This window comes from Acinetobacter sp. AOR43_HL, assembly GCF_027854635.1.
Lineage (GTDB): Bacteria > Pseudomonadota > Gammaproteobacteria > Pseudomonadales > Moraxellaceae > Acinetobacter > Acinetobacter pittii.
Map to the genome: position 1 here is coordinate 38,985 of NZ_JAKTHX010000033.1, position 16,109 is coordinate 55,093.

13 protein-coding genes are annotated in these 16,109 nt (G+C 41.9%); 3 read left to right on the plus strand and 10 right to left on the minus strand.

Annotated elements, in window-relative coordinates; genetic code table 11:
- The first annotated feature begins 96 nt into the window (after positions 1-96).
- Complete coding sequence (locus MKL33_RS17110) at positions 97-2,295, plus strand: OsmC domain/YcaO domain-containing protein (RefSeq protein ID WP_270907409.1); 2,199 nt, start codon at positions 97-99, stop codon at positions 2,293-2,295.
- A gap of 65 nt (positions 2,296-2,360) precedes the next feature.
- Here the strand turns inward: MKL33_RS17110 and MKL33_RS17115 are convergent, their stop codons facing one another.
- From MKL33_RS17115 to MKL33_RS17130, 4 genes are all read right to left on the minus strand, one after another.
- Positions 2,361-4,031, minus strand: a complete 1,671-nt coding sequence (locus MKL33_RS17115) for a GMC family oxidoreductase (protein ID WP_270907410.1) — start codon at positions 4,029-4,031, stop codon at positions 2,361-2,363.
- A 27-nt stretch (positions 4,032-4,058) separates the two neighbouring features.
- Positions 4,059-4,952: an alpha/beta hydrolase gene (locus MKL33_RS17120; protein WP_270907411.1), complete on the minus strand. Its 894-nt coding sequence runs from the start codon at positions 4,950-4,952 to the stop codon at positions 4,059-4,061.
- A 72-nt stretch (positions 4,953-5,024) separates the two neighbouring features.
- The gene (locus MKL33_RS17125) at positions 5,025-5,879 is read right to left on the minus strand and encodes an SDR family NAD(P)-dependent oxidoreductase (RefSeq protein WP_057074190.1); all 855 of its coding nucleotides are present in this window, start codon (positions 5,877-5,879) and stop codon (positions 5,025-5,027) included.
- Between the two features lie 44 nt (positions 5,880-5,923).
- Complete coding sequence (locus MKL33_RS17130; RefSeq protein ID WP_270907412.1) at positions 5,924-7,411, minus strand: flavin-containing monooxygenase; 1,488 nt, start codon at positions 7,409-7,411, stop codon at positions 5,924-5,926.
- 135 nt (positions 7,412-7,546) lie between these two features.
- On the opposite strand from MKL33_RS17130, the gene MKL33_RS17135 reads away from it, so the two are divergent.
- A complete protein-coding gene (locus tag MKL33_RS17135) occupies positions 7,547-8,560 on the plus strand; it encodes an AraC family transcriptional regulator (protein ID WP_270907413.1) in 1,014 nt (337 codons plus the stop codon).
- A gap of 42 nt (positions 8,561-8,602) precedes the next feature.
- Here MKL33_RS17135 and ttdB read toward each other — a convergent pair whose 3' ends face one another.
- The 3 genes from ttdB to MKL33_RS17150 are packed head-to-tail and all read right to left on the minus strand — an operon-like array spanning position 8,603 to position 11,455.
- Positions 8,603-9,211, minus strand: a complete 609-nt coding sequence (gene ttdB, locus MKL33_RS17140) for a L(+)-tartrate dehydratase subunit beta (protein WP_270907414.1) — start codon at positions 9,209-9,211, stop codon at positions 8,603-8,605.
- Positions 9,208-10,107, minus strand: a complete 900-nt coding sequence (gene ttdA / locus MKL33_RS17145; RefSeq protein WP_002163154.1) for a L(+)-tartrate dehydratase subunit alpha — start codon at positions 10,105-10,107, stop codon at positions 9,208-9,210. Before ttdA ends, ttdB begins: the two co-directional genes overlap by 4 nt.
- A 49-nt stretch (positions 10,108-10,156) precedes the next feature.
- On the minus strand, positions 10,157-11,455 hold the full coding sequence (locus tag MKL33_RS17150) for an MFS transporter (RefSeq protein WP_270907415.1): 1,299 nt from the start codon (positions 11,453-11,455) through the stop codon (positions 10,157-10,159).
- Between the two features lie 237 nt (positions 11,456-11,692).
- On the opposite strand from MKL33_RS17150, the gene MKL33_RS17155 reads away from it, so the two are divergent.
- The gene (locus MKL33_RS17155) at positions 11,693-12,613 is read left to right on the plus strand and encodes a LysR family transcriptional regulator (protein ID WP_270907416.1); all 921 of its coding nucleotides are present in this window, start codon (positions 11,693-11,695) and stop codon (positions 12,611-12,613) included.
- Between the two features lie 59 nt (positions 12,614-12,672).
- Here the strand turns inward: MKL33_RS17155 and MKL33_RS17160 are convergent, their stop codons facing one another.
- The 3 genes from MKL33_RS17160 to MKL33_RS17170 all read right to left on the minus strand — a co-directional run bounded on the left by MKL33_RS17160 (position 12,673) and on the right by MKL33_RS17170 (position 16,044).
- Complete coding sequence (locus MKL33_RS17160; RefSeq protein ID WP_270907417.1) at positions 12,673-13,551, minus strand: class I SAM-dependent methyltransferase; 879 nt, start codon at positions 13,549-13,551, stop codon at positions 12,673-12,675.
- Positions 13,552-13,664: 113 nt separating this feature from the next.
- Complete coding sequence (locus MKL33_RS17165) at positions 13,665-15,188, minus strand: flavin-containing monooxygenase (RefSeq protein ID WP_270907418.1); 1,524 nt, start codon at positions 15,186-15,188, stop codon at positions 13,665-13,667.
- Positions 15,189-15,210: 22 nt separating this feature from the next.
- Complete coding sequence (locus tag MKL33_RS17170) at positions 15,211-16,044, minus strand: SDR family NAD(P)-dependent oxidoreductase (protein ID WP_151283330.1); 834 nt, start codon at positions 16,042-16,044, stop codon at positions 15,211-15,213.
- Positions 16,045-16,109 lie beyond the last annotated feature (65 nt).

Below are 16,109 nucleotides of genomic sequence, written 5' to 3' on the forward strand. Positions count from 1 at the left end.
TTTTTAAGTCAATTTCTTCGCTGTGATTCGGCTTATTTTTCAATATTTAGAATTTTATGTGTCTGTGCTGACACATAAAAATATTTAGGTGCCAGCATGGAAATCAAGGTTAATTATCTCGACAATCTTCGACAGGAAGCTAAGTTCGATGACTTTACGGTAATTGCCGATCAACCAATTCGCTACAAGGGTGACGGTTCGGCACCGGGCCCATTTGACTATTTTTTAGCATCGTCAGCATTGTGTGCAGCGTACTTTGTAAAAGTGTATTGTACCGCTCGAGATATCCCAACCGATAATATTCGGTTATCGCAAAATAATATTGTTGATCCTGAAAACCGCTATAAGCAAACATTTAAAATTCAAATTGAATTACCAGCCGATATTTCCGAGAAAGATCGCCAAGGGATTTTACGTTCGATTGACCGTTGTACTGTTAAAAAAGTCATTCAAACGGGTCCCGAATTTATTATTGAAGAAGTTGAAAGCATTGATGCAGATGCACAAGCACTGTTATTGCCAAGCTTAACTTCAGAAAGTCATACCTATATTCAAGGTAAAGACCTGCCATTAGAAGAAACCATTGCCAATATGTCAGCTATTTTGGCAAATTTGGGCATGAAGATTGAAATCGCATCTTGGCGTAATATCGTGCCAAATGTATGGTCGCTACACATTCGTGATGCACAGTCTCCGATGTGTTTTACCAATGGTAAAGGTGCAACTAAAGAAAGTGCTTTAGCGTCTGCATTAGGCGAGTTTATTGAGCGTTTAAACTGTAACTTCTTCTATAACGACCAGTTCTGGGGTGAAGAAATTGCCAATGCTGAATTTGTGCATTATCCAGATGAAAAATGGTTTAAGCCGGGTCCAAATGGTGAATTACCTAAAGAAATCTTAGATGAATATTGTCTTGAGATTTATAACCCAGATGATGAGTTACTTGGCACACATTTATATGACACCAACTCAGGCAACGTAGAGCGTGGCATTTGCTCGCTACCTTTTGTGCGCCAGTCTGACGGTGAAGTTGTCTATTTCCCATCAAATTTAATTGAAAACTTGTACTTAAGTAATGGTATGAGTGCGGGTAATACTTTGGCAGAAGCCCAAGTTCAATGCTTGTCAGAAATTTTTGAACGTGCCGTTAAACGTGAAATTTTAGAAGGTGAAATTGCACTTCCAGATGTTCCTGAAGAAGTATTAGCAAAATACCCAAGTATTGTTGCTGGTATTAAAGGTCTAGAAGAGCAAGGTTTCCCTGTATTAGTTAAAGATGCATCGTTAGGTGGCCAGTTCCCTGTAATGTGTGTAACTTTAATGAACCCGCGTACGGGTGGAGTGTTTGCATCTTTCGGTGCGCATCCAAGTTTTGAAGTTGCGTTGGAACGCAGTCTGACTGAATTACTTCAAGGTCGTAGTTTTGAAGGCTTAAATGATTTACCTCAACCGACTTTCCAAAGTAATGCGGTCACTGAGCCGAACAACTTTGTTGAGCACTTTATTGACTCAAGCGGTTTGGTATCTTGGCGCTTCTTTAGTTCTAAATCTGACTATGACTTTGTTGAATGGGATTTTTCTGGCGAAGGCGAAGAGTCGAACGCAGAAGAAGCTGCAACATTGTTCGGCATTCTCGAAGAGATGGGCAAAGAAGTATATATGGCAGTCTATGAGCATTTAGGTGCGACCGCTTGCCGTATTTTAGTACCAGATTATTCGGAAATTTATCTCGTTGAAGATTTGATTTGGGACAACACCAATAAGGCACTTTCATTCCGTGAAGATATTCTAAATCTGCATCGTTTGGATGATGAACAGCTTGAAGCATTGGTTGAGCGTTTAGAAGAATGCGAGCTAGACGATTACACTGAAATCACTACGCTTATTGGCATCGAGTTTGATGACAATACAGTGTGGGGACAGCTCACCATTTTAGAACTGAAATTGCTGATTTATGTTGCTTTACAACAGTTTGAAGAAGCAAAAGAGCTTGTCGAAACTTACTTGCAATATAACACCAACACCGTTGAGCGTGGCTTGTTCTATCAGTGCATGAACGTGGTGCTTGAAGTGATGTTAGATGAAGAACTAGAGCTTGAAGACTACCTGACTAATTTCCGCCGTATGTTTGGTGATACACGAATGGATGCGGTATTAGGTTCTGTCGATGGTAGTGTTCGTTTCTATGGCTTAACACCAACAAGTATGAAATTAGAAGGACTTGATCGCCATTTACGTCTGATCGAGAGCTATAAAAAATTGCATGCAGCTCGCGCTAAAGCCGTAGCGATGTAATTTAAAAAGCGAAATAAAAAAAGCCTATTTTTAAATAGGCTTTTTTTATAAAACAACTTGCTAGTTTAAGCAGAAGCTTTGGTGATCTCTATGGTTTCTGCCTCTGCTGTATCATCCTGATGTTCATCCAAAGTATGTTTAGCGGGAATATAAGACATTGCACGTTCCGCAAGAGCTGTAATGGTAAGACTTGGGTTAACGCCCAAATTGGCACCTAACATTGAACCATCTACAACGTATAAGTTTTTATAGTTAAAGACACGGTTTTGTCCATCTACCACGCCGCGCTCTGGGCTTGAAGCAATTGCGCAACCACCCATACAATGGGCTGTAAAAGGTACATTAAACAAAATTTCGGTAATAGTCGTCATTGGATGACCATTAAACATTTTGGCAACTTTTTCGGTAAATGCATTGGCCTGTGGAATATACACAGGTAGCTTTTTACCTTCGCTCGATAATACTTTGCCAAAAGGCCAGAACCAATTACGTTTCAAGCGCATATTAATGGAGGCATCAGCTGTTTGCATCACCAAGAAAATTAAAGTCTGGCGTGCAAAACTGACAGGGTTACTCATGCGAAGAAAAATAAATGGATGGCAAATGAGTGCCCATAACCAAAAGAAGATACGCGTCCAACCTGGTTTACCTTTAGCCATGTAAGTACACATAAGGCCCATGGCATCTGAGCCAGTTTGGTAACGAGTCGCTTCAATGTGAGTGTCATGGTCAAGGTAAATACTTGAACCAATCGCAACCCCTTTACTCATGTCGACATCTTTACCAAAAAAGCGAACGCCTAAAATCGACTCGGCATTGGTACGTACTCGATTACCCAAATCATCAGAAATATTTGGCAGAGAACCAGACTGTTTTAAACGGAACAGCATTTCTTGCGTACCTAAAGAAGATGCTGAGAAAATCACATTACGAACACGCCATGTACGGCGTTGTTTGTTAAACCATGAGCTTGAACATTCAGTCGTAACTTCATAGCCATCGCTGCCATCGGCTTTACCATTGAGTGGTTTAACGTCAACGACTTTGGTTTCTTCGTAAACCTTGGCGCCATTTTTTTCGGCAAAGTACAAATAGTTTTTATCTAAGGTATTTTTTGCGTTGTGTTTACAACCTGTCATACAACCGCCACATGCCGTACAGGTTCCGCGGTCTGGACCATCGCCGTTAAAGTACGGGTCAGGATAGGTCTTGCCACCTTGTTCACCTTCGGGGGGAAAGAACGTTGCAACACGAGTGGGTTTAAATGTATGACCAACACCGACTGCTTCACCCATTTTTTTTAGCATATGATCGGCAGGGCCGAAAATTTTATTATCCGTCACACCAAGCATGCGTTCTGCTTCAGCATAGTGCTGCGGCATTTCATTTTTCCAGTCCGCGGCATCTGCCCACGTGCCTTCATCCCAAATATGTTCAGGTGGAACCAGTAAGGTATTGGCATAGGTGATTGAGCCGCCGCCTACAGCATTACCGCAAATAATGGTGACATGGCGAAAAAAACGCATGTTGAAATAACCAAAAAGTTTCATGCCCGGGCGCCAAATCCAGCGACGGGTATTCCAGTTATTTTTAGCAAAATCTTTAGCTTCCCAGCGTCGCCCCATTTCCATTACAGCAACAGAGTAGCCTTTTTCGGTTAGACGGCAAGCAGAAACACTACCACCAAAGCCTGAACCAATAATGAGGTAATCATAGTCATAATTGTTTGTTGTCATGCCGAGGACTCCTCTCTGGCGATATTTTTATATTGACTGTGTATGTTTATCAATGAATTGCCCAATGCACTCAATCGAGTCATTAGATTCGTTTAGTATACCCGCGTGGAACTGAAAAACATGTCCGACTCGGTCATAAACCCTTAAGTTCGTCGGAATACCATACTTTTCTGTTTGTCCAGCGAGACGTTTTGCATCGTCTAATAAAACTTCTTCGGTACCGACATGAATTAAAACAGATGGTAATCCCGTTAAGTCGGCATAGAGTGGGGAACAGGTAGCATCGGTTGCCGATTTTTGGCCGCAATAGTTTTTTGCACACCAAGCTAACCAGTCTTCTGACAGCATCGCATCTTGAGCAGCATGAGTTTTAATCGTGCTTCCAGAGAGGCTTAAGTCAACCCAAGGTGAAAGTAAAACTAATGCTGTTGGTAACGGTAACCCTGCATTTCGTATCGCAATTGCAGCACTTAAACTCAGTCCACCGCCAGCAGAATCGCCAGCGATCACGAGTTTTTTCGGGTCTTGTCCTTGAGCAAGTAAAGCTTTATAAACTGCAATTACATCTTCAATAGCAGCAGGGCTTGTGTGCTCTGGGGCTAGGCGATATTCAGGTAACCAGACTTGTGCTTGAGCTGCATGTCCGATTTGAGCAGCAAGCTTAGTGTGACTTTTTGAGCTACCCACCACATAGCCTCCGCCATGTAAATACAAAATGCCGCGTCCTGATTGAGTCGTTTTGGGCTGAATATGGACTGTCGGTACTTGCGCAATGGTTTGCTTTTTTGTTTTATAACCACGTGGCCCAAGCACAATTGCACTGGCTGCATCGCTACAAAAACGTTGTAGCTTTAGTGGTGTTTTAGGGGATAAAGCTGGACGTAGTGTGGTACGAATAGTCCATGCAAGAAGCTGCTTCATAATAAGGACTCATACTAAGCATTTAATATCAGTCAGCATCTCTTAAAATGAAGAGTATGCTGACCACTGTTTTTATTTTGCTGATTTGTTGAGTAGACGGGTTTGCAAGGCAGTGGCAGTTGCAAAAATCTTTTGGTAGCCTTGTGGCAGAATACGTTGAATCACATCAACGGCTTTCGCATCGGCTCCAATAAGTAAACGGCGGCGGTCCTTACGAACAGCTTCTAAAATTTGTTGAGCTGCATCATCAGCAGGGGTGCGAAGTAATTTATCGAAAGCATCCTGACTTTTTAGAGGATCCATTCCTAAAGACTGGACGCTATTATTCATGCGGGCAGCTTTGGCAATATTGGTACGAATACCACCCGGATGCACACAGGTCGCACTCACTCCAGCATTTTGTAGATCGAGTTCTTGGCGCAATGATTCAGTAAAGCCACGAACGGCAAATTTACTGGCGTTATAAGCACTTTGAGTTGGTTGAGCTGTTAAGCCAAACATACTAGAAATATTAATAATATGCCCATCACCACTTTGCTTTAAGTAAGGCAAAAATTCTTTGGTGCCATAAACCACGCCCCAAAAATTAATCCCAATGAGCCATTCAAGATCTTCATAGCTCACACCTTCAGCCGTACTACCTATTGCGACACCAGCATTATTAAAAATCAGGTTAACTTGGCCATGTTCGTCTACAACTGCCTTTGCCCAAGTTGCAACTTCATCACGTTTAGCCACATCGACTTTTTGTGTGGTTACTTTGACTGAATAAGGCGTTAACAGCTCGACTGTTTTAGCTAATCCCGCTTCACTAATATCGGAAAGTGCCAGATGGCAACCTTGTTTTGCGAGTGCTATAGCAATTGCTTGTCCAATACCAGAACCCGCGCCTGTCACAGCTGCGACTTTATTTTTAAAAGACTTCATAAAATTCTCCGTTTATTTTTCTCATTTCCTATGGTGAAGCTTGTTTAAGAAATAGCCGCAACCTGAGTGTAGTTTTCAACATCGAAGCGACGAGTACGTTGTCGATATTCAAGGGTAAAACCTGGCCAGTTATTGGTATTTTTTCCATCCGCAGTCTGATACCAACTGGTACAGCCTTGAGCCCATACGGTTTTTTTCATTTTTTCTTGAATACTTTGATTAAACTCATGTTGAACTTCTGCACGAACATTGGTGAACAGAAGTTTGTTTTGTAGGGTTGTTTGAATGGCATCTAAAATATAATTAACTTGGCTTTCAATCATATACACAATTGAGTTGTGCCCAAGATTGGTGTTTGGACCATAAAGCATAAAGAAGTTTGGAAAGCCGCTCACAGTTAAGCCGAGATAAGCTTCTGCACCATCTTTCCATGTGTCTTTTAAGGTGCGACCATCAAGACCTGTAATCTGCATGGGCGCCATAAATTCCGTTGCGGCAAAGCCTGTACCATAAATAATGGTATCAACCTCTCTTAGATTTCCGTCCGTATCTAAAATTCCATTTTCAGTAATTTCTTGAATGCCCGTATTAATCACATCGACATGAGGCTGGGTCAGTGTTTCATACCAGTGGTTAGAGATTAAAATACGTTTACAACCAATTGGGTAATCCGGCATTAAGCGGTGGCGTAACTTCCCGTCTTTAACGACTTTACGGATGTGACGTTGGAATAAATATTCCACCAAAGGCATTTCATTTAAAGAAGTTGTAAAAGCAAGTAGGCGAATTTCATGGTGTCCATATTGCAAGGCGCGGTCTAGACTTTGCAAAATTGGCAGTTTGCGGAAAGCTTTTTTCTCTAAAGGTTGATAAACACGATCCGGTTTTGGAATAACATACGGCGCCGAGCGTTGATAAACATCGAGATGAGCAACCTGTTTAGCAATTTCAGGTACGAACTGAATTGCGCTTGCACCTGTACCAATCACAGCGACACGTTTGCCAGTTAACTCATAATCATGATCCCAACGCGCTGAGTGAAATGCCTTACCTTTAAAGTTTTCAATACCTTTAAGTTTTGGATAGGCAGGGCGGTTAAGTTGGCCTACCGCGCCCACTAAAAATTCAGCTTCAAATTGTTCGCCAGTCGTGCTTTGAATGTGCCATACACCTTGTAGGACATCAAATTCGGCACTGGCTATTTCAGTATTAAATTGAACATGTGGACGAATATCATATTTATCCGCACAGTGGCGTAAATATTGATAAATCTCTTGAGATGTTCCGTAGCGATTTTTCCAGCCTAGTTCTTGCTCAAAAGAAAAGGAATACAGATGAGAAGGCACATCACAGGCAGCGCCCGGATAAGTATTGTCACGCCAGACACCGCCAACATCAGCAGCTTTTTCAAAGAGGGTAAATTGTCCAAAACCTGCTTGTTTGAGACGAATGGCAAGTCCTAGACCACCAAAACCAGTGCCAATAATGGCGATGCGTACATTTTTATTTGAATTAGACGACGAATTAAACATGGGCTGCTCTAAATCCTTAAAAACAGTGAGCGAAAAAATCGCAATTTCCTGTATGCAGGATAGACGTTTATTTGCTTGATTTAGAGGATGGATGAGGACAAAATATTGTGATTCGAGGACATTCTGAGCAATACAGTGAAGTATGCATGGGCTTTTGAACGCAGTGTACATAGTGTTCGGTTAATGGCTGATTTTGCGGTGGAATCGGGCATTTCTTATCAGACGATTTTGCAAGGGACAGGGCTTAGCCAACAACAATTACTCGACCCTAATATGGTGGTGACAGGCCATCAGGAATTACAGCTGATTCATAACTTGGTTGAGCAACTGGGATACAGATCAACATTAGGTTTAGAGGTAGGTACGCGCTATCATTTCACCACATTTGGGCCATTAGGTATGGCTCTGATGAGTAGCGCCAGCATTCGCGAAGCACTAGATTTGGCTTTAACCTATTTCACTTTAACTTTTGCTTTTACTCGCTTTGATGTGTCAGATACACCGCAAGGAATCCGTATCGAAATTGATGAGCAAGATATCCCATCTTCAGTGCGTCAATTCATTATTGAACGAGATGCCGCTGCACTCATTACGGTACAGCGAGATTTGGTGCAGGACAATTTTTGCCAATATTTGGCTTTTTCTTTCCAACCCAAAGGTGATGCCGAGCCTTATCAGAACTTATTTGGTGTGATGCCTGAATTTGGTGCTGCGAAAAGCTTTGTAATTCTTGACCCGCAAAAAGTAGATCAAAAGCTACTTATGGCAAATGATTTGGTTTTACATACAGCTGAAGAACAGTGCCGTCAAATATTAGAAAAACGCCAATCACAAAATAAATTTACAACCTTAGTGCAACAGCAACTTATGAATGTGCGAGGGGAAATGCCTTCTATGGAAATCGTGGCTGAACGTTTGCATTTAAATGTTCGTACTTTACGACGTCATTTGGCATTAGAGGGAATGACTTTTATTCAGATACGTGAAGAAGTAAGGCAAGTTCTAGCTGAGCAATATTTGGCATTACCAAAAGCTTCAGTTGAGCAGATTGCCGAGTGGTTAGGTTATGCAGAACCTGCCAGTTTTATTCATGCTTATAAAAGATGGCATGGGAAAACACCTCATGCCATGCGTTTAGTACAAAAATAAAAAATGAAGGGCGCTTTTGCTTTCCCTTCATTAAAGAGCGGTTTATTTAATAAAGCTCAGTTGCTTGCCGATTTTTTCTAAAATCGGTGTTTTCTTGGCTTGAAATTCAACTTTGTTTTGTTGAATCAGGTTGTTGCCTTTGGTATCGATAGAAATAATGAGCGGACCAAATTCTCTCACACGGTTAATCCAAAGGGTTTCTGGCATACCTAGGTCTTGCCATTCAGCGCCTTCAATCTCTTCAACCAAAGTTGCTGCAAGTACTGCGCATCCACCTGGGAAAATCGCATGAACGGCAATATTTTCCTGACATCCAGCAGCTGTTTCTGGTCCCATGCCACCTTTACCCACAATAAGCTTTACGCCAGTTTGCTTGATAAATTCCCGTTCGAATTTTTCCATTCTCATACTGGTTGTTGGACCAATCGAAACCATTTCGAAGTCGTTTTCACCTTTCTTACGCACAATAGGGCCAGCGTGAAAAATCGCTCCGCCTTCAAGGTTAACTGGTAGTTCTCGACCTTGTTCGATCAGTCTGCGATGGGCAACATCGCGACAAGTCACTAAACGGCCAGTCAAATAAACCACATCACCGACTTTAAGGTCTAAAAGATCTTCATCTTTGATTGGCGTTGTCAGAATTTTTTTCATAGTACAACTCCTTCATGAGACAAGATTTCATACGACATATCTGGGTTAATCTTAATTTTGCCACGGCGATGTGCCCAGCAACCTGTATTTACGGCAACCCCAATGGTTGATGGGTGGCGCGCAGAAGATTCAATATTGACTCCCATTACGCTGTTATTCCCTGTGAGTCCCTGAGGACCAATACCAATTTCATTAAGACCTTGTTCTAACAGTTGCTCCATCAAGGCAGCGCGTGGGTTATCACTTGTTGAGTCAACCGGACGCATAATCGCGAGCTTAGAAAGGCGAGCCGCTGTTTCAACTGAAGTCGATACGCCAACACCAACCAGTAAAGGTGGGCAGGCATTAACACCGCGTTCGGTAATAACATCCATCACAAATTCAGCAACGCCTTCGTAGCCTTGACCTGGCATTAAAACTTTTGCCGCACCCGGTAAGGTACAACCGCCACCAGCCATATAGACATCAATGGTACAAGTGTCGAGTTCAGGTACAATACGCCAATCTAACCATGGAATTTGAGTACCTGTATTTGTGCCCGTATTTTTTTCATCGAAGGTTTCCACAGCGTTGTGACGTAAAGGACCTATGCGAGTTGCCTCAGCAGTTGCTTCGCTCAAAATATCTTGAAGTTCACCAAGCAAAGGGAAGTTGGCACCTGCTTCAACAAAATATTGAATCACACCCGTGTCTTGGCAGCTTGGACGGTTGAGTTTATCCGCAGCTTGCTGATTTTCTTCCATCGAGTCATAAACTGATTTAGCCAATGGATTGGTTTCTAAAGTACGCAGTTCAATTAACTTGCTTTTCACATCTTTGGGTAAGCGTTTTCCAATATAAGCCGTAAATTTGGCCATGGTGTCCGTAAGGGACTGGACTGCAATATCTTTGTCCATGTTGTGCTCCTTGAAGAAACTTGTTCAGATCTAATTGATGTAAATAGGGTTAGTGGGTGGCTTTGGCAGTGTTTACTTTCACTTTTTGGGAGAAGCTCAGCACTAGTGTCAGTAAGGTCGAGATAATGAGTAGTCCGGCAACAAAATAGAGCCCACCTGTGAAATCTCCAGTTTGATCTTTAATCCAGCCGATCATGGCAGGTCCTGCAAACCCGCCTAAATTCCCAATTGAGTTAATCGTGGCGATGCCTGCTGCTGCGGCTGATCCTGACAAGAACATGGTTGGCATGCTCCATAGCGGTGGCTTGGCACAACTAATACCGACATTCACAATGGTAAGTGCTGCAATTAATCCAATTATGTTATGTGTGCCTGCTGCAATTGCGAGACCAACTGCTGCGGTTAAACATGCGAGAGCAACATGCCATGTACGTTCATTGGTGCGGTCAGAGTGTCGAGACCATAAAACCATGGCAATGACAGAAACGATTGGTGGAATGGCATTTAAAAGCCCCACAGTCATAGACGTTACGCCAAGCTGTTTAATAATTTGTGGTGCCCAGATGCCGAGGGTATAAAGGCCAGCCGATGTTCCGAAATAAATCAATGCAAGGGCAAGTACCCGTGGGTTGGCAAGACCGCGAAGAATGCTGTGATGCTCAGGTGCATTTTTCCCTACATCCTCTTCCTTCATGGTTTTTACGAGCCATTCGCGTTCATCCTGTTTTAACCAAGTAGCTTGTTCAGGGCGGTCAGTCATATATTTAAAAACCACAACGCCTAAGATGAGTGCGGGTATTGCTTCAATAATGAACATCCATTGCCAGCCAGCGAGACCCCAAATTCCATGCATTTCAAGTAATGCGGCAGAGATTGGTGAACCAACTGCTGTGGCAATTGGGGCGGCTGCCATAAATAAAGCAATCACCCCAGCACGATGTCGTGCAGGAAACCAGTAAGTTAAGTACAGAATAATGCCGGGAAAGAAACCCGCTTCGGCAACACCGAGTAAAAATCGCATAACGTAAAAGCTGGTTGAGCTTTCTACAAACGCCATGCCCGCTGCAATCAGACCCCAAGTCACCATGACTCGAGCAATCCAGATACGGGCGCCGACTTTATGCAAAATAATGTTGGATGGGACTTCAAATAAGAAATAGCCCAAAAAGAAAATTCCGGCACCAAACCCGAGAACTGAGGCGGTAAAGCCTAAGTCTTCTTTCATGGTGAGTGCGGCAAAACCAATATTGACGCGGTCGATATAGGCTATAAGGTATAACAACATAATAAACGGTACGATTCTCCAAGTAATTTGACGCAACGTTCGCTTTTCAATATCCATTTCCATGTCATGACTCCATATTCATGACTACCAATCCTGATTGGTAGTTTTCGCTTTCTTTACCGCTATTGATTCGGCTAGATGGCTTTTCCCGTTCATCCACAGCATTCCTTCTGCGGATATTTTTATGCTCTTAAATAAGAGATGGCTTATGTCGGGAAACATTGAAATGGATGTTAAACCCTTTAAAAAACTGATGAATCGATATAAAGTTAAATCACTATTGCAAAAAACTTAATAATCATGAATGCAGATACGGAATTAGCTTTCTTTTGTTTATTGGTTAAACAAGGAAGTCTTGTCGCGACGGCACGAGAGTTAAACTTGACTCCACCTGCGGTTTCCAGACGTTTAAATCAACTTGAAGAGCGTTTAGGTGTAAGGCTTTTAAATAGAACAACACGCCGAATTAGTTTAACCAGTGAAGGTGAGGTCTACTTTGAAAATGCGGTTCGTATTTTAAAAGAGATTGATGAAATGGAGCGTTTGGTTTCAAGTAGTCGGGCAGCACCCAAAGGGGTATTGCGTGTGAATGCTCCTTTAGGCTTTGGCCGTTCTTATATTGCGCCAGCGATTTCTACATTTACCAAAATCTATCCTGATGTCGATGTCCAACTGCATTTAACAGACCGCCCGATTAATCTGCCAGATGAAGCCATTGATGTCTCAATCCGCTTTGGCGAAATACCTGATTCACGTCTAATTGCAAAAAAATTGGCAGCCAACCGCCGTTTATTATGTGCATCACCTAGCTATTTAAAAACGGCAGGGCAACCACTCACTCCTCATGATTTAACACAGCATCAGTGTATTGTGATTCGGCAAAATGATTCAGCTTATGGGAATTGGCGGTTAAGTCATGGCAAACAAGTTGAAACTGTTAAAGTTCATGGGCAACTAAGTACCAATGATGGGGCAGTTGCATTAAATTGGGCCTTAGAAGGCTATGGTATTTTGATGCGAGCAGAGTGGGACGTAGCAAAATATTTAAGAAGTGGTAGATTAGTTCAAGTGCTAGCGGACTATGAAACACCACCAGCAGATGTCTATGCGGTGTATTTAGAGAGACTGAATCTGTCACCTAAAGTCGCGCACTTTTTAGATCATTTACGCCAATTTTTAAATAAGCATGTCGATGGGCCAGAGCCGCGTTCAAGCTGGTAATGGTGCTATTAATCTTGATTATAAAAAAGCCAACTTAAAGTCTAAGTTGGCTTTCAATATTATTTTCTATTTAAACACAAATGCAATAACCGTGTTGCTGAGGTGTGGCGAATTTCATCGATACGTGCATTAAAATATCGTTCAGTGATGGCTTCACCGGAAAGATCTTCGACCACTTCAAATCCCATCTGCTCCACGGCCTGATGTAAATCTCTTGGTTTAAATTGGCCCAATAAAGGCTCTTTCAGCAAATAGGTAAATTGTGCAACGCCCATACTTCCAAGTCGCTCAATACCGTTTAATTCCTGAAAATCGGTCGAATAGTCGAGTACCACTTCGCTACCGTTTGCAGCAAATTCAGCAATACTTTTTAAAGTTTGCAAGGTCGTTTGTGGGTTTAAATAGTGCGTTGTGCCTAACCATGAAAAAAATGCAGGAGCAGATGAATCATAGATACTTCTGGTCAGAGCTTCTGAAATAGACTCTTTTTCAAAGTTAATCGCGACAAACTCAACGGTAGTAGGAATATTTCCTAACTTTTTTAGCTTGGCTTGTTTGGCCGCTTGAGTATCAGGATGATCAACTTCAAAAATTTTCAAAGTAGGATAATAGTGTGATTCACGTAGTGCAAAAGAGTCTAGGCCAGCACCCACTAATACATATTGTTGAGTATTTTGTTGAACTGCCTGAGCAAGTAAATCTTCGGCATAACGAGAGCGACCGACCACTTGTCCAGTAAGTAGACCTAAAGTACGGTTTAAAACCGCAGAATTCATCACTTTAACAATCAGTGAATTAGAGAGAAGTTTTTTCCAGCCTTTACTGGTCAGCTCAAAAGCATAAGGATCTGAAAATACAGGGTTCTGTGTATTTTGAAAATGATTGGCCCGTAATGCAGCAGCGGCCTCAGCAGTACGGCTTGATTGTCCTTCTTTCATTTTTATCCTGTTTTTTTATTTCTTGAAGATATTCAACGAAGAAGGCAGTGTATTTCATGCAAAACTAAAATACACTGCCTATTTCTTACAACTGATTTGATCGAAAATACAAATTAGTGAGTTTTTGTCGTTTGATACGTCACTTCATAATCTTTCAAATCTACTTTTTTCAAACGTTGTTTAAGTTTTTTCAATGACCAAGGCCATGCAGCAAAGTTACGACCGTTGGCATCAAGGTAATAACTCTTACATCCGCCGCTATTAAATACCGTTGTTTGTAAGTGCTTTTGTACTAAATCATTATGCTTTTTAATCACATCAGATTTAACATTTAACTTGCTAATTCCTTTGTTTTTAATTTTCAATAAGCCATCTACGATATAGTCGAGCTGTGCCTCTGCTAAACCAATGAAAGAATCATAAACCAGTACGTTAGGTCCTAAAATTAAAAATGCATTTGGTACATTTTCAATGTTGGTTCCTAAGTAAGCCTCTGGTGAACTATCTTTCCATATATCTTGTAAACATTGACCTTTTTCATTATGGACACGTTTACCAATTGGTGGATGAGATACTTCAAAGCCTGTACCCCAAATAATCACATCAACTTCGTGGCGTTCACCATTGGCAGCAACCACTGTGTTGCCTTCAACTTTCACTAAACCATGAGGAATGAGTTTGGTGTTCGGTGCTTGTAGTGCAGGGTAGTAGTTGTTAGCGAATAAAATACGTTTACAACCAATGTCAAAGTTCGGCGTTACGTTTTTACGTAGCACTGGGTCATTAATTTGCAATTTAAGTAATTGCTTACCCAATACATTTACTGGTTTGAGCGCAAGAGGGTTACGTAAACCAAAGTTAATTGCATTCAGTGTTAACGCTACACTTTTACGCCAGCTCGCCTGAATAGCCGGATATTTAGCAATGACTGATTTACTAAACTCGCCCAAGTCTGTATCTGGTTTTGGTAATACCCAAGGTGCTGTACGTTGGAACACAAACAGTTCTTTCGCTTTTGGTTGAATTTGTGGCACAAACTGAATGGCAGATGCGCCAGTACCAATCACGGCAATGCGTTTACCTGTCAAATCATAATCATGGTTCCATTTCGCTGAATGGAACATTTCGCCTTTAAATGTTTCTAAGCCTTCAAGACGTGGAATTTGAGCTTCGGTAATTGGACCTGTGGCAAAAATAACGGTTTTAGATAAATATTGACCAGTAGTGGTGTCAAGTACCCACACATGACGTGAGTCATCCCACGCTGCGTTAAGCAACTCGTTGTTAAACTCAATTTTAGAGGTAACATTAAACTCGTTACTCACATCTTCCAGATAACTTAAGATTTCTGGTTGGCGCGCAAATAAATGGCTCCATTTTGCACTTGGTGCAAATGAGTAAGAATAAAGAGCAGAAGGTACATCACACCCACAACCCGGATAGGTGTTCTCACGCCATGTTCCACCCACGCGGCTAGCTTTTTCAATAATTTTATAATTGGTATAACCAACTTGATCTAGGCGAATGGCAGCAGCGATCCCTGAAATGCCCGCACCCACAATAAAAGTATCGAAAATATGGCTTGGTGATTTGACAGCTTTTTTTGCTGATGCATTTGTTTTCATTTGCGCAGTCATATGTGTACTACCTATAAATTTCTTATTTAAATAATTTGTACGATGTACCAAGGAACTTGGTATACAAGCTTGGGGATGCACGTTTCATAAGCCAGAATAACTTCGCATCAATTTGAGGAATGGTATACATCTCATCCTGATCAAGGCGATTAAGGGTTAATCTTGCGACATCGTCACTTGTGGTCAGCGCATAGTTCATCAGTGCATGGTCCGCCAGCTTTGAATAGCGTCCGGGAATTCGACCATTTTTAATGATATTGGTGGGTACCAGCGTCGGGCAGAGCACGTTCACCTTAATGTTAAACTTACGCAGTTCGGCAGAAAGCGTTTCTGAAAGCGCACGCACACCCGCTTTAGTCACGTTATAAGCAGTCATTTCTGGTGCAGCCGTGTAAGATGCCGCAGATGCCACATTAATAATCGCGCCGTAACCTAACTTTTTAAACTTGGGAACAAATGCATGGCAACCGTGAATAACACCCCAAAGGTTAATATTCATGACCCAGTTCCAGTCTTCTAGGGTTAGCTCGTCAAACTTGCCACCCAAACCTACACCAGCATTATTAATGACAAGAGTTACAGGGTGCCCAAGCAAAATTTCAGCAGTTTCAGCGAGATGGTTAACTTGTTCAGCATTACCCACATCACAACGTATAGCAAAAGCTTTTGCGCCTTCTTGTTCAAGAAGTTTTACTGTTTCTTCAGCAGCTTCGAGATTAATATCTGCACACACTACGCTGCCACCACGTTTCGCAAGTTCAATTGCAAAACTTCTACCAATCCCACTGCCTGCACCCGTCACTACGGCATAAGCTTTTTGGCTTGGTTTAACTTTCTTTTTGCCAAATAAAATCATGATTCATCCATAAATAGCTTGAAGAGATACCAGCTACCTCTTTGATAGCTGGAAATACAGGACGA